22 protein-coding genes are annotated in these 19,627 nt (G+C 55.3%); 18 read left to right on the forward strand and 4 right to left on the reverse strand.

The window, feature by feature from the left end:
* Positions 1-34: 34 nt before the first annotated feature.
* The 9 genes from SH421x_RS19630 to SH421x_RS19670 all read left to right on the forward strand — a co-directional run bounded on the left by SH421x_RS19630 (position 35) and on the right by SH421x_RS19670 (position 7,572).
* Complete coding sequence (locus SH421x_RS19630) at positions 35-259, forward strand: hypothetical protein (RefSeq protein ID WP_488851679.1); 225 nt, start codon at positions 35-37, stop codon at positions 257-259.
* Complete coding sequence (locus tag SH421x_RS19635) at positions 256-852, forward strand: helix-turn-helix domain-containing protein (RefSeq protein WP_488851681.1); 597 nt, start codon at positions 256-258, stop codon at positions 850-852. The genes SH421x_RS19630 and SH421x_RS19635 overlap by 4 nt, the downstream gene beginning before the upstream one ends.
* 19 nt (positions 853-871) lie before the next feature.
* Entirely contained in the window at positions 872-1,219 is a 348-nt protein-coding gene (locus SH421x_RS19640; RefSeq protein WP_488851683.1) for a hypothetical protein, read from the forward strand.
* Positions 1,216-1,713, forward strand: a complete 498-nt coding sequence (locus SH421x_RS19645) for a bifunctional DNA primase/polymerase (RefSeq protein WP_488851684.1) — start codon at positions 1,216-1,218, stop codon at positions 1,711-1,713. Before SH421x_RS19640 ends, SH421x_RS19645 begins: the two co-directional genes overlap by 4 nt.
* Positions 1,714-1,812: 99 nt before the next feature.
* A complete protein-coding gene (locus tag SH421x_RS19650; protein WP_488851685.1) occupies positions 1,813-3,507 on the forward strand; it encodes a DNA primase family protein in 1,695 nt (564 codons plus the stop codon).
* A gap of 194 nt (positions 3,508-3,701) precedes the next feature.
* Positions 3,702-3,860 carry a hypothetical protein gene (locus SH421x_RS19655; protein WP_488851687.1) on the forward strand — a complete coding sequence of 53 codons (159 nt, stop codon included), beginning with the start codon at positions 3,702-3,704 and terminating at the stop codon, positions 3,858-3,860.
* A gap of 19 nt (positions 3,861-3,879) precedes the next feature.
* A complete protein-coding gene (locus tag SH421x_RS19660; RefSeq protein WP_488851689.1) occupies positions 3,880-5,487 on the forward strand; it encodes a winged helix-turn-helix transcriptional regulator in 1,608 nt (535 codons plus the stop codon).
* A gap of 352 nt (positions 5,488-5,839) precedes the next feature.
* Positions 5,840-7,153: a DNA modification methylase gene (locus SH421x_RS19665; RefSeq protein WP_488851691.1), complete on the forward strand. Its 1,314-nt coding sequence runs from the start codon at positions 5,840-5,842 to the stop codon at positions 7,151-7,153.
* Positions 7,150-7,572 carry an HNH endonuclease signature motif containing protein gene (locus SH421x_RS19670; RefSeq protein ID WP_488851693.1) on the forward strand — a complete coding sequence of 141 codons (423 nt, stop codon included), beginning with the start codon at positions 7,150-7,152 and terminating at the stop codon, positions 7,570-7,572. Before SH421x_RS19665 ends, SH421x_RS19670 begins: the two co-directional genes overlap by 4 nt.
* 5 nt (positions 7,573-7,577) lie before the next feature.
* On the opposite strand, the gene SH421x_RS19675 is transcribed toward SH421x_RS19670, so the two are convergent.
* Together SH421x_RS19675 and SH421x_RS19680 are read right to left on the reverse strand one after the other, a co-directional pair.
* A complete protein-coding gene (locus SH421x_RS19675) occupies positions 7,578-7,820 on the reverse strand; it encodes a hypothetical protein (protein WP_488851695.1) in 243 nt (80 codons plus the stop codon).
* Between the two features lie 219 nt (positions 7,821-8,039).
* A complete protein-coding gene (locus SH421x_RS19680; protein ID WP_488851697.1) occupies positions 8,040-8,441 on the reverse strand; it encodes a winged helix-turn-helix domain-containing protein in 402 nt (133 codons plus the stop codon).
* 146 nt (positions 8,442-8,587) lie between these two features.
* On the opposite strand from SH421x_RS19680, the gene SH421x_RS19685 reads away from it, so the two are divergent.
* The 9 genes from SH421x_RS19685 to SH421x_RS19725 all read left to right on the forward strand — a co-directional run bounded on the left by SH421x_RS19685 (position 8,588) and on the right by SH421x_RS19725 (position 18,353).
* Positions 8,588-9,073: an HNH endonuclease gene (locus SH421x_RS19685; protein WP_488856457.1), complete on the forward strand. Its 486-nt coding sequence runs from the start codon at positions 8,588-8,590 to the stop codon at positions 9,071-9,073.
* Positions 9,070-9,534, forward strand: coding sequence for a phage terminase small subunit P27 family (locus SH421x_RS19690; RefSeq protein ID WP_488851699.1), 465 nt, complete (start codon positions 9,070-9,072; stop codon positions 9,532-9,534). The genes SH421x_RS19685 and SH421x_RS19690 overlap by 4 nt, the downstream gene beginning before the upstream one ends.
* A complete protein-coding gene (locus SH421x_RS19695; protein ID WP_488851701.1) occupies positions 9,534-11,129 on the forward strand; it encodes a terminase large subunit in 1,596 nt (531 codons plus the stop codon). Before SH421x_RS19690 ends, SH421x_RS19695 begins: the two co-directional genes overlap by 1 nt.
* A gap of 76 nt (positions 11,130-11,205) precedes the next feature.
* Positions 11,206-11,445 carry a hypothetical protein gene (locus SH421x_RS19700; protein WP_488851703.1) on the forward strand — a complete coding sequence of 80 codons (240 nt, stop codon included), beginning with the start codon at positions 11,206-11,208 and terminating at the stop codon, positions 11,443-11,445.
* A 92-nt stretch (positions 11,446-11,537) separates the two neighbouring features.
* Positions 11,538-12,401 (forward strand): hypothetical protein, encoded by an 864-nt coding sequence (locus tag SH421x_RS19705; RefSeq protein WP_488851705.1) that lies wholly within the window; start codon positions 11,538-11,540, stop codon positions 12,399-12,401.
* A complete protein-coding gene (gene tnpA / locus SH421x_RS19710) occupies positions 12,373-12,816 on the forward strand; it encodes an IS200/IS605 family transposase (protein ID WP_488851707.1) in 444 nt (147 codons plus the stop codon). The genes SH421x_RS19705 and tnpA overlap by 29 nt, the downstream gene beginning before the upstream one ends.
* Complete coding sequence (locus SH421x_RS19715; RefSeq protein WP_488851709.1) at positions 12,782-13,339, forward strand: hypothetical protein; 558 nt, start codon at positions 12,782-12,784, stop codon at positions 13,337-13,339. The genes tnpA and SH421x_RS19715 overlap by 35 nt, the downstream gene beginning before the upstream one ends.
* Positions 13,340-13,474: 135 nt before the next feature.
* Positions 13,475-16,762 carry an McrB family protein gene (locus SH421x_RS19720; protein WP_488851711.1) on the forward strand — a complete coding sequence of 1,096 codons (3,288 nt, stop codon included), beginning with the start codon at positions 13,475-13,477 and terminating at the stop codon, positions 16,760-16,762.
* The gene (locus SH421x_RS19725; protein WP_488851713.1) at positions 16,740-18,353 is read left to right on the forward strand and encodes a DUF2357 domain-containing protein; all 1,614 of its coding nucleotides are present in this window, start codon (positions 16,740-16,742) and stop codon (positions 18,351-18,353) included. Before SH421x_RS19720 ends, SH421x_RS19725 begins: the two co-directional genes overlap by 23 nt.
* Before the next feature lie 218 nt (positions 18,354-18,571).
* Here SH421x_RS19725 and SH421x_RS19730 read toward each other — a convergent pair whose 3' ends face one another.
* Both SH421x_RS19730 and SH421x_RS19735 read right to left on the reverse strand, forming a co-directional pair.
* Positions 18,572-18,982, reverse strand: a complete 411-nt coding sequence (locus SH421x_RS19730; RefSeq protein WP_488851715.1) for an integrase core domain-containing protein — start codon at positions 18,980-18,982, stop codon at positions 18,572-18,574.
* Between the two features lie 296 nt (positions 18,983-19,278).
* Positions 19,279-19,626 (reverse strand): 3'-5' exonuclease, encoded by a 348-nt coding sequence (locus tag SH421x_RS19735; protein WP_488851716.1) that lies wholly within the window; start codon positions 19,624-19,626, stop codon positions 19,279-19,281.
* Position 19,627: the final 1 nt, after the last annotated feature.

The raw sequence follows: 19,627 nt of genomic DNA on the forward strand, positions 1-19,627 counted from the left end.
TTATTTTTCCTCCAGAAAGAAAGCGAGACGATTCATGACTGCCGTTCCCCAACTTCGAACCACAGGCGTCATAGCGAAAATGCTAGACGCCCCTCTCCATCGCGTGGTGCACATTCTGGCCACGCGACCTCACATCAAGCCCGCCGCTCGAGCAGGCATTCTGCGACTGTTTGACGCCGAGGCGATCGAAAAGATCCGCCACGAGCTCGAAGTCATCGACGCCATTCGCCAATTCTCCAACACAGGAGAGTCGGCATGATCCAGAAACGTTCCCCACATCCCGACGCCGCTACGGCGATCCAGCAGTCAAGTTTCTTACTCGACACGAGCGCCAACCGCCTAGCTGTAAAACTACGCGATCCATCAGGCGTCGACGACTACCGGCAGGAGTTGGCACTTCACGTTCTGAAGCGATGGAACCGCTTTGATCCGGCTCGTGGCTCCGCTGGCAGTTTCGTCAACGAACTCGTCAGAGACCGCGAACGCGACATCATTCGAGCGTATTGGCAAAAGTGCCGCGGTAATGGCCAGACGATCCAATGGCCTGTCTCACCGCATGACGGCGCACTACTGGACGTCATCGATCACCGGACCGTCCCCGGGGAAGATTGGCGCGAGGTGGACGCCGCTATCGAGGGCCTGATCGCCCCGGAGCAGACAATCTGCCAGTTGTACCGGAGCGGTCACTCCATTTCTGACATTGCAAAACGATTGCAACTATCACGAGGAGCCATTTATCGGTCGCTGAATTTCATTGGCCAGTACTTCGAAGATCAAGGACTTCGAGAATATATCGATTTTCCGAGCGCGCGGGAGGCAGACGGCGTAACTGATGATTCGTCCTCAACCTAACCCGGCTCGGAGCACCAACATGACAGCGACCAAGATTGTTTATCGATTCACTTTCGCCAGGCACATCGAACAGGAGGATGTCCAGGCGGCCATCGTCCTGGCACTGTTCGGCGTGGAGTCTCTCCATGGTCGGGCTCGCATTCGGCTCGACGCGGCTCACCACTTTGATTTTTCGCAAAGGGCCTGTGTGATCGACGCCAGCAATGAGGTTGGCGTCGATCTGAGCCGTCTGTTCACCGGTTTTCTCCTGCGGGAAATCGGTGACGACGGCTTTCAGGTCGAACGGATTGAGAAGGATGCGGTGAAGAAGACCGCCCACTCTCACTCAGGCCTCAACGGCTTTGCGAAGCCAGGAGGCGCGGCATGATTGTTCGAACCGGGGCAAGCACTGCCCTCGAATACGCTCAGCGAGGATGGTCGGTCGTACCCGTACCTTATCGCTCGAAGAATCCCGGCTTTAACGGCTGGCAGAAACTGCGAATTACCGAAGAGGAACTCGGAAAATACTTCAATGGCGCGCCCCAAAACATCGGCGTGCTGTTGGGAGAACCGTCGGGTTGGCTGATCGACATCGACCTAGATCATTCGCTTGCCGTCGATCTAGCCGATCAATACCTCCCGCCAACGGAGGCAGTCTTTGGCAGAACTTCGAGACCTGGTTCCCACCGGATCTATCAAGTGACTGGACCGCTCGAGACGAAGAAGTTCCGCAGCAAAAAAGTAGGCATGCTCGTCGAAATCCGCTCGACCGGCATGCAGACGGTTTTTCCAGACAGTACGCATGAATCAGGAGATCCAATTCGCTGGGAAAACGAGGATCCGGAACCGGCGATTGTCGATCCCGATGATCTCTTGGACTGAGTGCAGCGACTGGCGGATGCCGTGTTGGTCCAGCTCGGCGAGGATCCGTCATCGGCAACGGTGAGGCAACCAGCCAAGTGCCCGATGGCGCCCAAGCAGGTGAACGCTGTCGCTATCGATCCAACCGATAGCGCCGCCCTCTGCTTAGCGGCCATGCTCCGCATCCGACTCACGGACAAAAGCGACGGCTCGTATCGTATCTTTGTCGCCGCGTGTCGCACGGTCGAATATGACCTGGATGAGCAAACCGCCCTTGCCACGATCCGGGAGTACGCTCGTCAGCAGCCATTTCCGAAGGTTTGGGCTGACGAGGAGATCCTCAAGCGAATTCGCGACGCCGAACAAAGATGCCAGCGTGGGCAGGCGTTCGAGACGGACAGCGAGGGCTACGTTCCGCTTGGAAATCGCGATCCCAAAACAGGTCGTGTCGTGCTTTCTTCCAAACGTACGCTGCCGACCGCCGAGGCGTATGTTCGTGACTTCCACTTCTATCCGGAAGGACGGACGATTCACTCGTACGCCAACAACATCTTGGAGTGGCGGAACAACCGCTATGTCGAGGTCGAGGATGACGCCGTCAAGAACCGTCTGCAGGACTGGTTACACCGAGCGGTGCGTTATGGACGCAATCGCAATTCCGATCGGCTGGAACTGGTCGACTTCGAGTCGAATCCAACGACAGTCAACGCGGCTCTTGAATCGATCCGAAACCATGTCCACCTGCCTACTTCGGTCGAGTCGCCTTCTTGGATGGGCGAAGCGCCGAAAGGCCTCTCGATCGACGAACTTCTACCTTGCAGGTCGACGCTGCTTCACTTGCCCACGATGGAGCGCCTTCCGCCGACGCCGCAGTTTTTCACGCTTAATGCTCTGGAGTTCGATCCAGATCCATCAGCGCCTGCACCGACCGCCTGGTACGAGTTCCTGCATCAGTTGTTTGAAGATGATAGGGAGTCGCTCGACCTATTACAGGAATGGTTCGGGTACTGCCTGACGGCAGACACATCCCAGCAGAAGATGCTGCTCATGGTCGGACCAAGACGGAGCGGCAAGGGAACCATCGGTCGCGTGTTAACCCGCCTCATTGGCCAAGGCAACGTGAGCGGCCCGACTACTTCCAGTCTAGCCGGTGCGTTTGGACTGCAGCCGCTGATCGGCAAGTCTCTGGCCATCGTCAGCGACGCCCGGTTTCACGGCGACAACATCGCCACGGTGGTGGAACGCCTGCTCTGCATTTCGGGAGAGGATGCTCTCACGGTCGATCGGAAGTTTATGGGCAGCCTTACGCTGAAATTGCGGACGCGGTTCATGTTTTTGACCAACGAGTTTCCGCGGCTAAGTGATTCCAGCGGAGCGTTAGCGGGTCGCTTCATGATCTTACGGTTCACGCGCACTTTTTATGGCCAGGAAGACTCGGGTTTAACCGATCGGCTCTTTGGCGAATTGCCGGGAATTCTGAACTGGGCCATTGAAGGTTGGCAGCGTCTGCAAGAGCGAGGGCATTTTGTGATGCCGAGCGGGGTCGCGGATGTCGTTCAAGACATCGAGGACCTTTCGTCTCCTGTCTCCGCCTTCGTACGAGACCGTTGCGCAGTGCAGCCTGGCAACCGAATCGGCGTCAATGAACTGTATGACGCCTGGAAACGTTGGTGCGAAGACGAGGGGCGAAATCTAGTCTCGACGAAACAGGTTTTTGGTCGCGATCTGTCTGCCGCTGTCCCCGGCGTCACTCGCCGTCGCGGTACCGGTCAGCAACCGTTCTATGACGGGATCACCCTGAAAGGAACCTTCTAATGTCAAACGAGACAAGCATGGAAGTTTCGGCAAGACCCAACAGGCATCTACTGTCGCGCACTGTCGCGACACTTCCCATTGTTATCGCGGGTGCGCGCCCGCGCACACGCGCACGCGTGTACGTACCTCAACTGCAATGGGAACTGTCGCGACAGTATGCAGCAGTAGCAACACCCAATGGAGGGACTGAATTCATGAACGAGAAGAATCGGCAGACCAATGGTGGCTGGGAAAGCGTGGCAGCGAGAACGGCGATGATCGTCGACGGCGTGATCGGGCCGCTCGACGCGTTCGTCGTCTTTCTATTGCTGCTGCTGGCAGGCACGTGGATGCAACGAATCGTCAACCTCTGACGGCGCGTTCGCCAATTCGATGGAAACGATTAATCACTCTCAAGGATGGATACCAATGGCGACAGCGACACTTACCAAACCAAGATCCCAAAAAGCGAAAATGGTCCGCGAGGCGCTTCTCGAGCAATGGCGCAGGTCGAGCAACCGAGAGATCGCCAGTCGCCTCGGCGTCAGTAATCGGACCGTCTCGAACCACCGGAAGCAACTCGAAGAAGAAGGTCTTATCCTGCCGCGCGGTGAAACTACACAGTCCGTCGAGGCATGCCACGCCGCGGTGTGTACTTCGGCGATACGCCCCGCTTGGATCAACGACAAACTTTACGATCCGGTGGACGAGAACGAGCCATCGTTCCTGGCGCTGGTCGCCAACGTTGCAGAGCTTGGGATTTTGGAACCAATCGTGGTAAGTGCCGACGCTTATATCCTTTCGGGGCACAGGCGTTATGCGGCGGCCTGCAAGCTCCAATTGGCACGAATTCCGGTTCGCATCCGCTACGACGTTTCCTTCTTTGGCAACCACGACGAGTTTATGCGATTGCTGGCAAGCTTTAATCGGCAGCGCGTCAAAACAACGTCGGAGCAGTATCGGGAAGAACTGGCCCTAGCCTCCAACGACGCCTATATCCGGGTTCGGCGGTTTCGGAAAGACTCGGCTTACGTCGATATTAGCGAGACGATTCCGCTGCGAATCCGAAAACGGCGTTCGGCGATTACGCAGAAGCTGGAATTACGCGCCGCCATCGTTCGCACCGTGCTGGATGAGAAGCCCAACTGGCCGATTAGCGACCGCTTCATTTTCTACAGACTCCTGAATATCGAAGGTTTGGTGCGCAACGACCTGACCCGGACGCCCTTCGTAAACAACAACGCCTGTTACAACGACACGACCGATATGGTGACTCGGTTGCGTCTCGACGGCTCGATACCGTTTGAGGCGGTGGGAGACGAGACGCGGCCTGTTGTCATCTGGGACATGCATCGCTGCGTGGGTGATTTTGTGCGTCGAGAGTTCGAAGAGTTTCTCGACAACTACTACCGCGACCTGCAGCAGAGCCAGCCGAACTGGGTGGAATTGTTGGTTGAGAAGAATACCGTCGCGAGCCAGTTGCGCAGCGTTTCGTCCCGGTACAGCCTGCCGATGACCAGCGGTCGCGGCTACTCATCGCTGCCTCCCCGAAAGGCGATGGTCGACCGATATCGGGAGAGTGGTCGCGAGAGCTTGGTGGTGATCGTGATCTCTGATTTTGATCCCGAGGGTGAGGATATCCCCTGCAGCTTCGGCGTGTCGCTCCGAGACGACTTTGGAATCTCCGAAGATCAACTGCATATCGTGAAGGCGGCGCTGACCAGTGAACAGGTTCGCACCATGGATCTGCACGAAGGTCAACTCTCTAAGGAAACCTCGTCGCGCTACGACCGGTTCGTGCAACTCCACGGAAATCGGGCCTGGGAACTTGAATCACTCCCATCCGAGCAATTGCGAGAGATTGTAGAGGCTTCGATTCGCGGTGTGATTGACCTGGATGCCTTCGAGGCTGAGGTCGAGCGTGAGAAAGCAGAGCAGCTGGAGTTGGCGAAGAAACGTCAAAACCTTCGTCGTATGTTAATCAACCAGGACAAGGAGTAACTCATGAAACGAACGGATTCCCAAACCCCAGTCGCCCAATCGATTGACTGGTACTCGCAAGGTGATTCTCAAATGGTGGAGATCGATGGTGTGCGCATCACGGTGCGACTCGTTGGTCGAAAAGGGCGTCGCGCTCGCATCGCGATCTCAGCACCGTCGACAGCAAGATTTTCAGCAGCTTCTAACGAATTGGACACGTTTCCAATAGTGACTCGATAGCGTAATCGGTTAGAATGAAGACATCTTCAGTGGCAGGAGATTTCTGGTTCTCTTGCCCGCCGCTCGCATTGAGCCGCACTCCGTATCTTGGAGCTTCCAGCACGAACCCTCGTGTATTGGTGAGCTCTGTCTCATGAAGATCGAACAGTGGAAGATTTCGGATGTCACGCCGTATCCTAATAATCCTCGCGTCAACGATGGCGCCGTCGATGCGGTTGCGAAGAGTCTGCAGGAGTTTGGATTTCGTCAGCCGATTGTGGTTGATGAACAGGGCATAGTCATCGTTGGGCACACCCGTCTCAAAGCGGCGCAGAAGCTGGGCATGGAGATGGTGCCGATCCACGTCGCTACAGACATGACGCCGGAGCAGATCAAGGCGTATCGTATCGCCGACAATCAAACGGCGACCATTGCCGAGTGGGACCAACTTCTACTTCCTCTCGAATTGGCAGATCTGCAGTCGTTTGGCTACGATCTCGGGCTACTCGGATTCAACGAGGACGAACTGGCGAAGATGCTCCATCCCGATGGTAAAGAGGGCCTTACCGATCCGGATGATGTTCCCGAGCAACCGGATGAAGCAGTCACGCAGCCCGGCGACTTATGGATCCTGGGAAACCATCGGTTGCTTTGCGGAGATAGCACGAAGCACGAAGACGTCGATCGGTTGTTGGACGGCGCGGTCATACATTGCGTGAATAGCGATCCGCCGTACAACGTGAAGGTCGAGCCGAGATCGAAAGCAGCCATCGCGGCCGGTAACAGTAGCTTTACCGATCCAAGCAAACACAAGTCGGATGGGAAGGCAAAGAAACTACGTGCCAAAGATCGCCCCCTAGAGAATGACTTTGTTACCGACGAAGAGTTTGATCGTTTGCTCGACGCCTGGTTCGGCAACATGGCTCGCGTCCTCGCCCCGGGCCGGGCCTTCTACATTTGGGGCGGATATGCCAACTGTGCGAACTACCCGCCTTTTCTGAAGAAGCACGGACTCTATTTCAGCCAAGCGATCATCTGGGACAAACAGCACCCGGTTCTCACGCGTAAAGACTTCATGGGAGCACATGAGTGGAGTTTCTATGGCTGGCGTGAAGGAGCGGCGCATCGCTTCTACGGACCAAAGAATGTGCCCGACTTGTGGCACGTGAAGAAGATCCCGCCGCAGCAAATGGAACATTTAACGGCCAAGCCTGCCGAGCTTGCTGTGCGTGCGCTGCAGTACTCCACCGTCGTGGGTGAGAATGTTTTGGATCTATTCGGCGGCAGCGGCTCGACTCTAATTGGCGCCGAGCAGACCGGACGCAACGCCTTCCTGATGGAACTCGACACGCTCTATTGTGACACGATCGTTGACCGCTTCCAGAGGTTCACTGGCAAACAAGCGATCTTGGAGCGAACTGGTGACTCGCCAATTCCGATGAAGGCGCGCGAGGAGGCGATGCGATGAGAGTTTACCCGGAAGCGCACGGCTATGTCACGAAGTACGGCTATCGTCGCTTCATGTGCAAGGACCGCATCCTGAGGTTCGAGCACGTCCTGGTATGGGAAGCTCAACACGGAGCGATACCCGATGGCTATGAACTTCACCACGTTAACGGCGACAAGTTGGACAATCGAATTGAGAACTTGCGGCTGCTGACCCGCCTTGAGCACAAACGTGTGCACAGTGGCTGCATTCGAGTGGGCGATACGTGGCTGAAGCGATGTCGCCGCTGTCAGTGGTTACGCCCCATCGAAACGGAGTTCTACGAATACGTCGGCCAGAACGGTGTGATCGGGACCTGTCGTCGCTGCACATCAGAGTTGGCGGTTGAGGCGAAACGCAAACGGCGGGATCGTAAGCGTCCGCAGGAGAAATCGTTGTGAGCGTCTTACAAAATCTTTCCCAGCAAGCTCTTCTTCATGGCCTCGATCGCCTCGCAGGCAATGAGATGCTCTTCGATGAGGGCATGGTCGTTCGCCTCGCCAATCGGGATGTCAGCGAACTCAAGTGTTTCCGCCAGGGTTCGCAGGCCTTCGACGGCTTTGTAGTATGCTTCCCGAATCCGCTGGGCTTGGTGCGCGTCCATGTTGCGGAAGGCGTCGCGAAGTCTGGTTTCGTGGGCGTTGGTCATTTTCGTCGCTCCGTGGTTGGTGGGGTTACGTATGTAACACATGAGCCATGGAATCGTGGAAACATCAAGTGCCGATGCGATGAATTCAGCAGCTTTCTTTCGGCGGGCGACGTTGCCCCGTGTTGCGAGCGAATCCAGATCTGGCCCAGCGACGCCGTAAACGAAAAAACGCCCCACCGTGGCGAGCGTGGGGCGTCGTGTCGGAACCTGTCCGGGAACCTAGCCGTTGGCGGCGAACTTACCTCGCTCGGTCTTCTTGAATCGGGCGCCCTGCCCTTTCGTGTTGATCTCCCGCAAGATGGCGCTGTAGAGCGTGGCGTGGGGAGTCTTACCGCCGGGGCTCGACCAGTACCCCTTCGCCGCCATCGCCTCGACCATCTGTTTTGCGTTGAGCGGTTCTTTCGATTCCGCCAGAACCTTCGCCGCCGCGTTGATCGCCGACATGCGTTTGGGTTCTTCTGCCTTCGCGGGCTTGGTCTCCGGTTTCGGATCCGGTTTCGGTTCGGTCGCTGGTGGCGTGGACTTCGTCGTTTTTGCCGTTCGTCCTTTGGTGGCGCCTTTGGTGCTGGTCGTCTTGGCGGCGGCGGGTTTACGAGTCGAGGTGGTCTTCTTCGTTGCCATGTGTTTGCTCCGGTTCGTTGGAATTGGTTCGTCGCGATCCGTGTCGCGTTAACACACATGAGCCATGCAATTAGAAACACATCAAGCGCTGTTGGCGGCAATTCGAGAGAATCTTTTTCAAGGGAGACGACGCCATGCCGAAGCGTATGAAGCGACGAAGCGAAACGGTGAAACGTGTTGGCCGAAGCAACATCGAGGTGCGTCGTCCCTCGCCTAGATCGTTAGGCTATGACGCTGACTGGGAACGAGTCGCCAAGCAGCGCCGTGAACTGGATCGATACCTCTGCCAAGCCTGTTTGGAACGTGGCCTGCTTACTTCGGCGACCGACGTCGATCACATCATTCCACTGCACGTTCGCATCGAATGGCGACTCGAGTTAGGCAATACGCAAGTGCTCTGCCGAACGCATCATCGACGTAAGACGGAACATGATAAACAGCTATTTGGGTCAAGCACCGCGCTTGCTCTATCGACAGAACAACAGACCCGCAGAGATGCCGCCAGAAGGCCCCAGGAGCCGCCGAGAGGGACCGGGGCGGGGTCATTCATACCGGGGTACGCGCCTTGTACCGTCGCGTTCCCGGCGCGCGCGTTTCCGCGAAATTGGGTACCGGGGGGGCGTCGACCATGAAAGGACGTAAACCGAAACCGACGGTCCTGAAGATTCGCGAGGGAAATCCCGGCAAACGGGCCATCAACAAGGCGGAACCAAACGCGCCCGATGACGTTCCGTCGTGCCCAGAATTCCTCGATGAAGTTGCGCAGGAAGAATGGCATCGCATTGCGCAGATCCTGACCGAAATGGGACTGCTCAGCACCGCCGATCGCGCCGCGTTGGCCGCCTACTGCACCGTCTATAGCCGCTGGGTCCATGCCGAACAGCAAGTGAAGAAGTTTGGCACCATCGTTAAATCGCCCGACAAGGGATTTCCGATGAAGTCTCCCTACCTGACAGTCGCGGATCAAGCGATGGAAACGATGCGGAAGTTTCTCGTGGAGTTCGGGCTGACGCCTTCCAGCCGTAGCCGTATCCGTGTCGATCGCAAAACAGCCGCCGACGATCAGTTCGATCTCTTTGTAGGAGCCGGGTAGTGACCGTCCCGCAAGAATGGATTCGCAATTCCAACGACGAACGCGCCGTCAGTCGTGGTTGCTGGTTCGACGAGAAAGCTGCCGAACGCGTACGTGAATTCTTTCTGCGATTCCTGAAACACTCGAAAGGCCAATGGGCTGGCAAGTCTTTTGAACTGCTGGATTGGCAATGGCAGGATGTGGTGGCGCCGTTATTTGGCTGGAAACGAGCCGATGGAACTCGTCGCTTCCGTCGCGGCTATATCGAGGTGCCGAAGAAGAACGGTAAGAGCACACTCTTCGCAGGCCTGAGCCTTTATCTACTGACGTGCGATGGCGAACCTGGCGCCGAAATCTACAGCGCCGCCGTCGACCGAGACCAAGCTTCCATCGTGTTCAACGAGGCGGCCAACATGGTGGACTATTCGCCGCACTTGGCATCACGGTTAAAAGTGGTCCGATCCACCAAGCGGATCGTCGATCATCGCAGCCGCTCGGTCTATCGCGCATTGTCGGCGGAAGTGCCCACCAAAGAAGGTCTCAACGCTCACGCCGTACTCGTGGATGAACTGCATGCCCAGAAGACGCGGGAACTGTGGGACACGCTCCGGTACGCCGGCGCCTCTCGCAGACAACCGCTCATGCTGGCGATCACCACCGCTGGCTACGACCGTCTCAGCATCTGCTGGGAACAGCACGAATATGCGCGGCAGGTGCTGGAAGGAACGGTCGAGGATACCGCGTTTTTTCCCTACGTCTCCGCGGCAGATGTGGAGGATGACTGGACCAAGCCTGAAGTTTGGAGCCGGGCCAATCCGAGTTTTGGAATCACAATCGACGCGGAACAGTTCGCTGAGGATTGTCGGGAAGCCCAGGAATCACCCGCCAAGGAAAACTCGTTCCGCCGCTACCGTCTTAACCAATGGACGCAGCAGGAATCGCGGTGGTTGAATCTGGAGAAGTGGGACGCGTGCGATGAGGAACTCGCGGAATTGGATGGACGGACCTGTTTAGCGGGTCTGGATCTATCGTCGACGACGGACATCTCGGCGCTGGTGCTGGTGTTCCCCGGTGACGACCACTACGACGTGCTGCCGTTTTTCTGGGTGCCGGAGGATGGTGCTCGGCGACGCGAAAAACGAGATCACGCCCCGTATATCCCCTGGATTCAACAACGCTACATCGATGCCTCGCCGGGTGAAGTGATCGACTACGAACGCATCCGTGTCCGGATCAATGAACTGGGAAAACGATTCCGCATCGAACAAATCGCCATCGACCGCTGGAACGCAACGCAATTGGCTACACAACTTGATGACGATGGATTCGAGATCATTTCATTTGGCCAGGGCTACGCGAGCATGTCGGCGCCGACCAAGAAGCTAGAGGAACTGGTGCTGGCCCGAAAGCTACGACACGCTGGCAATCCCGTGCTGCGCTGGATGGCAGGCAACGTGGCGATCGAGCAGGACGCGGCAGACAACTGGAAGCCGTCAAAGAAGAAAAGCCAGGAACGGATTGACGGGATTGTGGCGCTGGTGATGGCGATTGATTTGACGACTCGGCATAAAGAGCATTTCTGCATCTACGACGAGCCGGGCGGGCTGTTTTTGTAGCAAGCGGTGCGTCAATCGCGATCACCCAGAAAATCGTCGCCTGGGAGTATTATGTCGGTGAATTCGTTGGAACTCAATGCTGATCGTCGATATGCTAACAACGCAGAAAATATCGCTCGTGTATTCCGAATCTTTCGCCGGTAGCAGATCGGTGATTTGGTCCATCGATAAAGAACTGAAGATGGCGGAAGTCGCGCATCTGCTAAGCTCGGCATCTGCATTGGAATGTCCTGAGCAGTTGATTGACACGGTCATCTTCCGAAAGTTAAACGAGATCACCCCTTTTTTAGTCGGCCAAGAATTGGTGTCACTTTAGGAGGCCCCGACGTTACATGGAATCTCATGTGAGCAAAATTGAAAAATCGACCTTAAATTACTCAATTCACCGAGATTGAAACAGTTGTCGCGATGAACAAGAAACGTAACTGCCGTCCGAAACCTCGTAAAAATGGGCGTGACTCTCGCACGAAACGATTGCTTATCCAATTAGGACTTTGGCCTCGACTCGCTAACACCAACTATGTTCGGCAACTTCTAACCACACTCAAGCCACAGGTATCCGTAGCTCCTTCGACCGACGCGCCGGACACGCCAGTTATTCGGCAAATGATTCGCGATGTTGAGAACGCGATAAGCAACGTCGTCATCGAGGTACCGATTCTTGGAAAAATCATGGCGACTGACTATTTCGCCATAGTGAAGCCGATCGTTGACGCTATTCATTTGGCACCGTGCGATGACCAAATGCTCTCCGCGTATATTGAAGCAAAACGGTACGAAACCAAAGCCCTAGCCGATAATGAAGTCTCCTCTCGCTGCTATAAACAGTTGCACAATGCGTGCGACGAGGTCTTGATTTTACATGGACGCATCGACAAGGAGCTGTATTTTCTCGAACCTGAGATTAGCTGTTCCTCAGATGACATATTGTTCATCCAATTTGTTCTTCATGTTCAAGAACCTCGCCGGAGATATTTCACTCCCCGAGGCGAAGGACGAAGAGTCGCGTATCAATGCGGACAACCCTATGGAACCAAAAGGATTGAATGGGTTGAATGGCCATCGACCTTACTTCAACTACCTGGACCTGAGCGTCAATTGCCGGTCTTTGTGCAGGGACACACCCTCGACAAACTCTACCGGATCGAAGCGCGGGCATCCTTTATTTTCCAAGCGATGGGTCTAAAACCCTCGCCTTCAGGCGAAACCTTTAGGTTCTTCCGTTTCCGGTTAAAATCGGGGAATGGAAAGATACCGCACCAGTTCGCATAGTCGTTTTGACATCAAGTACCATTTTGTCTGGGTGACCAAATATCGAAAGCCGATTCTCGGAGGGGAAGTCGGCGTTCGATTGCGGGAATTGGTTCGCGAGGTATGCCGCACGAATGAGATTGAAATCTTGCAAGGGGCAGTCTCCCGAGACCATGTTCACGTGTTGCTGTCGTGCCCTCCGAATCTTGCGCCCAGCAAAATCATGCAGTACATCAAGGGCAAGAGTTCACGGAAGCTGTTGATGGAGTTTCGGCATTTGCAAAAACAGTATTGGGGGCGGCATTTGTGGGCACGCGGGTACTTTGTGGCGACCAGCGGCAACGTGACCGACGAGGTGATTCAGGAATACATCCGCCACCAGGACGGGACCGAGCCCGGCGATGGCGGCGACCATTTTCAAATTACTCCTTCGTGAGTTGAGGACTTCAGTCCGAATCTCACGAATATCTTTAAACCTGCCGGCTTCCAGCCGGAAGTTGTTTAGTGAGAACGGTGAGTGGGCTGTTCATGACTATTTGTGGCAATCCCTACGCGAGACGCCAAGACTAGTCGCAGGCGACGAGCCTGGACAATTCCTTGTTGAGTACTGGCTGAACGCTCATAAACTGGGCTATCTTGCCGCTGAGGTTGTGGACGACGCAGTTCTGATCCGAACGTTCCTTTTCCTTACAATGAATGGAACACCTGAGGGCAAGAAGCTTTACGAAAAGCTCGGACTTTCTCGGTACTGGAAGCAAAGCCTCCAGCTTGATCAAATCGAGACATTTCTGTTAACGGATATCCAGTCCGATCCTGAATTGGTTGCAATCCTTTCTGAGTGTGGCTGCGGTCATTTGTTCAAAATCCTTGTTGAGTCACCTACGGAACGTATTGTTGAGGGATATGCAAAGCAATTCCAGGACTACTTGGCCACTACCAAACAGCAGACTTGCAGATGACGAATCCGGACGGATGTCAGTCGAAAGCAGTTCGTCTATTCTCGAAATCCATACACTTACGAACTATCGCCAAGTATGCTAGGCCACGAAAAGCCGTGCCAAACCGCAAATTGCAACATTTGATAGGTAGTACTTGTGACGACAACTGAAGAACTATTTCGTGACTTTCTCGCGCGGCTGGCGGAGAGAAAGCAATGTGACTTGCCAGTGGCCGCTCGTCAGCTCGTCGAACACGAGTGGGGTGAAGTCGACGAGCGATTCGGTTTCTACCCGGCACTACGCGATGCATTGATGGCGGACCCGCTTGAGATGTCGACCGTCGCGGATTGCATCAAACGCCTGGGAAAGACGATTCTGGGCGGCCATAATAGTTTTCGCACTCGGGTTAAAGACTTTCTGTCGTCCGACATCGCAACAGAGTCGTTCAAATGGCTTATTGCCGGTGGGAACACGCCTCCACCAGTCGAACGAATTGACACTTTTATCCAATCTCTTTTCGATAATGGCTTTCGTAATCGGCGCGGAAACCAATCCGGGGGTGACGCCGCATACTTCACCAGTGTCATTCTGACGGCTGGCTTTCCGGAGGAATTCGTTGAGTGCCGGCTGAATCGCTGGCACTGGATGGCCGAACAGTTCGATCTACCATCCGCGACGGAGATGGAGTCGTATGGAGCCCGACTAATCACTGCAGCCGCTGCGGCAAAGCAACTTGCGGCCACACCCTCGTTTCGGCAGTTTTTCCCTTCGGAACATCCCCTGTGGACAACAGGCGGAATCGCATTTTTGTTACACCGCAATACCGAACTCCGCAGCATAGTCGAAGGAAACGTTCTTGATCCGACCGTCGTTGATCAACCGCTGATAGATGCGTTCGCGAGATTCAAGGCAGACCCGTCAGCACAATTTGTAGTGCGCATGCGACGGCATCGTGCCCAGCAGATCCGTGATCTTCTCAGCGATCCTGATGCCATCGAATTGACGACCTTCAATCGCGAAATCTGGGTCTATTCCTCCGCAGCAGCGTGTCAAGGAGAAGACGTCAAGGCGGTGCTAGGGACCACGGCCAAAATTCCAAGCGAGCTGCTCGATCGGCTGAACGCTGGACTACAGTCCAGCCAATTAGAACTCCACGGCAACTTCATGTGGGGAACCGCCACGCGCGTCTATGGCCCAATGGTGCCAGGTGACGACGGGGATCGCCTGGGATACGTCCGGCAAGCATTGGAAGTCCTGAATGACGATAACTTGGACGCGCTGAATAAGACGAGTGCAATTCTCGAAATTCCTGGGTTCGGCAACAACAGCGCGACCGGCTTGGTGATGGTGTTTCATCCACAAGAATTTGCAATTCAAAATGCCGCCTCTACCAGTGCGATTCGCAAACTAGGCTTTCACGTAGGCGATCTAGCTGCCTTCGAGGAAATCGTCACCAAGCTACGTGACGCTCTGCAGGCTGAAGACTTTTTGGAGCTGGACTATTTCCTGTATCTGCTTGACCAAGGACTAGACGGACTCACTTTGCCGCAAGATGCGTGGTGGGTCTGCCAGGGAATGATGTTTGAATCTGAACGGCGAGGCGGTTATATTTTTGCGCCGCTGGAAACTGCCAACGGCAGAGTTGTGCAGCATCATGCCAACCTGGGTCTGATGACTCCAGGGCAAGTTGTGCTGCATTACAGCCGAGGAGCTTTGCGGGCAATTGGCGAAGTCATCGAGGCTCCTACTGTGACAACGAGGCCCGACTCGATGCCAAGCGAGGAAGCCGGTACTCTTGGAAACCTCGTTCGCGTGCGTTACACCGATACCAGCCCACCCATTGAACTGGAGGAGATACCAGAAGAGTGGCGAACGAACGGTGAGGCCCCTTTTACTAAGAAGGGGAAGGTCAAGCAGGGATATGCTTTCGCCCTGTCCCCATCGTTCCTCTCACGGTTTAAGACAGAGTTTGCGGATCGCTTCAAGCCAGGAGAAATTTCTCCGTCTCCGGCTTCACAACGCGTCGTCAAGATTGCACCTGGCGAAGGTGCTCGCTTCTGGGAGGAATGCCTAGATAAAGGCTATATCTGCGTCGGCTGGGGGCAGATCGGCGATTTGCGAAAGTTCGCTGATAAAGATGCGTTTCGCGCCGCCTTCGCCGAGGAGTTTGGGGAAGGATACAACAATCACGAGCCAACCATCAGCCGGAAGGCCAACGAGCTCTGGACGCTTCGCGAACTTCGTCCGGGCGACATTGTGGTCGCAAATCAAGGGATCTCGCGTGTTCTGGGCGTGGGAGCGGTTCTCGATCCGCCATACGACTTTCAGCAAGAACCTGCTCGCGACGAGTACTCACATTTGGTGCAAGTGAAATGGGATATATCAGTCGCCAAGGATATTCCCAAGCAGGGATTCTGGGCGATGACAACGGTCGCGGAAGTGCCACCTGACCTTTACGAGTTCATCGTCGGTAAGGAGAAACCGCCCACTGAGACGTTGCCGCCTCTGAAGGAGTACACTGAACCGTCGCTCGACAAGATACGTGAACATGTTGCGGCCGCTCGGTTGCGCATCCCAGATCGCACTTTGCGTCGCTATCATCTTTCTCTGAAAACTCGCGGCTTCGTGATCCTTTGTGGGCTGAGTGGATCAGGTAAAACCTGGCTAGCCGAGCTTTACGCGAAAGCAGTAGGTGCGGAACGAGAATTGGTACCCGTCGCGCCTAATTGGACGACAAATGAGGATCTGATCGGGTATTTCAATCCGATGGACGGTCAGTACCACCACACGGCATTTAGTCGGTTCCTGCAGCGTGCAGCTGAACACTATGAGGAGTCTCAAGCGGCCGGCGTAACCGCTCGTCCTTTCCACCTGATCTTGGACGAGATGAATCTCGCACGTGTGGAATATTATTTCGCAAAGTTCTTATCGGCGATGGAGCAAAGGTCGCGATCCACACTGGCCCGAATTGATCTAGGTGGCAGCGAACATGTCAACTTGCCGCCCAATCTCTACTTCGTGGGGACGGTGAATGTCGACGAAACAACGCATGGCTTTGCAGACAAAGTGTTCGACCGGGCCCAACTTCTTGAGATGGGCGTTGATCGCGAGACACTCGCCGAGCACTTGGGGCCAGTGCCTTATGCCGCTGCCCTCCTCGGCATTTGGGATGTCGTCAAGGACATCACCCCCTTCGCATTTCGAGTGATCGACGAAGTGAAGTCTTACGTGGCCGAGGCCGAGAAAATCGGAGTGCCGTGGCAGGAAGCTCTCGACGAGCAGCTCCTGCAGAAGGTGCTGACAAAGGTAAAGGGGGCTGAGCAGCGAGTCGAAAAGGTGCTCGAAGAGTTTCTATCGATCAGCGATGGGTTTCCGCTCAGCCATTCCAAGGCGCAGCACATGCTGGACATATTGAGGCATCATGGAATCACCTCCTATTTCTAAGCTGCGCTTTCTCAACGGCGCCGGAAATCCGCTCGCGGTTCCGCCGGAGTGGAGCACCGCGCAAATTGAAATCTTGCTTCCTCAGGAAGATTGGACCAAGACCGCGCTGACGCTGCAGCAGCACGATCTGCCGATTCGTTTGGCAATACTCGCAGAACGCATCGTAATGGTTGCCGAGTGGCCTCGGTCCAATCCTGGCCACTACTGCCTCGACCTTAAATGGCCGGGAGGTCGTGAACGGCAGATCGTGACCATCACTCCGACGAAAATCAGCGAGAGCTCGTTCGTCCAAATGCTCTCCGACTTAGAGATGGCGTTCCCTGCAGCAGTTGCAATTGCTTTGCAGAAAATGGGGGCATTCGCCGGCATTGAGCTCTTGCCTCCGAGCAAGACGACGCTCGCCCAGGAGGTAACGCGCCTGAATCGCGCCATCGATGGCACAGTTACTCGAGCGGGGCTGGCGGCAGTGCTCACCGATATCGCCGAGCGTCCTCACGAGATTCTGCAAGTCTATGAACCTTGGGTGAAAGCGAGTCAGGCTCGCCGCCCGCATCCCGCGCGAATCAAGGACGCAATTTGTCGCGGTTACAATTTGGCCGCAGACAAGCGCCCTGCGGCGGTGCTCGATACGCGAGTGGAGCATACATACGACGTCTACGAGAATCGGCTAATCCGGCTTTTCCTACATCAAGTTGAGATCCGCCTAGCGATTGTTTCCCGCGCACTCGGGAATGCCGGCTCGGATTTGCAACTGCGTGAGAAGCTACAGCAGCTTTCCGCGCGGCTTGCATTGGCAAAACGCCGTGCAGCGTTCCTCAGCTCCGTTAGTTTGCTTGACGAACTCCCTACATGCACAACGATGGTACTCTTAAACAGGCCAGCCTATCGCTCTGCTTTTCAAGGCTTCCTGGAGTTTCGCAAATCTTACGCGGTCCGCATCGATGAGCCACGACTTGATACGCCACTCGAGAATGTTCCGGCGCTGTACCAATTGTGGGGAACGATGGCGGTGATTCAAGTCGTGCTCGAGTGCGCGGCGGCAGCCGGTTATCGGGTCAAGAAGCACTCACTGATGCGAAGATGCGCCAGCGGACTCTATTTTCGAATTCTTCCTGATGGCGAGCCGGCATTAGTGCTAGTCCATCCCCAGTCCGGAGTGGTCATCAAATTGGTTCCTGAGCGCAGCTACAAGAAGTCCGGCTCGCTTCAGTCCATTAGCTTTCATCAAAGGCCTGACATCGCCCTGGAAATTGAATCGCCGGACGCCGAAACCAGGATTCTACTTTTTGACCCGAAGTACAAATTGCGCAGTGAAGATAGCCACACTCCTTCGGACGAGATCGACGAGGCTTCGCCAGCCGGAGTTCCAAAGAAAGTCGACATCGACAAAATGCACGCCTATCGGGATGCGATTCGTGATCGCGATCTGCTTCGCGCAGTTTCCTACGCCGCGATTCTCTATCCTGGCTCTGAAGTGCGCTATGCGGACGACATTGAAGCCTTGCGCGCTTATCCAGGGGAAAGCGAGAAACTTCTGTCAAGGCTTCGAGAAGTAATAGACCAAGCAATTCGCCCTGCCAGCGACGGATGATTCACACCGTCCTACGCAAAAAATTAAATCCCGTCTTTAGATCGTCGCGAAAGCACCAAAGTTCAGTCTATCAATGCCAACTGTATCCCTGCGTCCTTGGAATTTTTCAGCCCCACACCGAACTTCAAAATAATTATTCAACGATGATCGCGGCAGTGCACGGCCCGCTTTGTAGGTTGATAGCCGAAGAATGGGCTAAGAAAGCGTCTCGAAGACGATCACGCCGATTTTCGCGAATAGTGCTTCAGTAGACCACCGAGCCTCTCACTACAGTCAATGGAGCCGATCGAGAGCACATCGGGCTGCGGCTTGTCGTTCGACGTCAGCAGTTCATTTTCCTTTCCTTGATGTGGCCGTTCTTCGTGATAGAAGTCGACGAACTCATTCACCAGATGGTCCATGTGCAGCTCGCCAAACACCACGAAATGATCCAAACATTCCTGCTGAATCGTCTGGATGAACCGCTCCACAAACGCATTGTTATTGGGCGAGCGGAACGCACCCACTCCTACCTCCGTGCCCGCAAATTCAATCACCGCATCGAATGCCTCGGAATACGTAACCTGATACGAGATTTCGCTTTCCGTCATTTGGGTAGCAGAGAACTTTTCACGAAGAGGGTTCTGCACGGGGAGCTGATCTAGTCTGCGGAATTTCCGCCGACAATCGAGTTAACGCACGACGCCGAGAGTGAAAGCTCCCGGCGTTCGTCGTTTCTTGGCTTTGTGGCAAGGGTTTACGGCAATCTGGTGCTGCGAGAGCGTTCTCTGCCGATCGCACTCAGACGGATGTTATTGGCAATCTGCCATGGTCACACGAGAGACCCTCTCGCTCTCTACCGCAAAGCCATTTTGGGTTAACAGCCTGGATAGGCTCGAATTCCGAAACGGAACAGGGATTCTCGACTGGAGAATCGTATTTCAACCTACATCTTCAAGTCGTCCAAGAACTCCGACGCCGGATCAACGCCGCTAACCCAGAGGCAATCCCGCGCCCGGGTGCAGGCAACGTATAAGAGGTGTCGTTCCGTGTTGTACACCTCTTCCAGATCTGAATCATCGGTGACCGACTCGATCCGCTCTTGTAGCGGAATAATCTCGTCGTCGCAGGCCATCACGGCGACGCAGCGAAACTCAAGCCCTTTTGCGAGGTGCATACTTAGGATAGAGATTGCTTTGCTTGCCGCCGTATTTTCCTGTTCGATTCGGTGCGAAGTCTGGCCCGCCGCGGCGATGGCCGCTTCGGCTCGCGGAAACTGTAGTGGCGAGCGCACA

It is taken from the genome of Blastopirellula sp. SH421 (assembly GCF_057808535.1).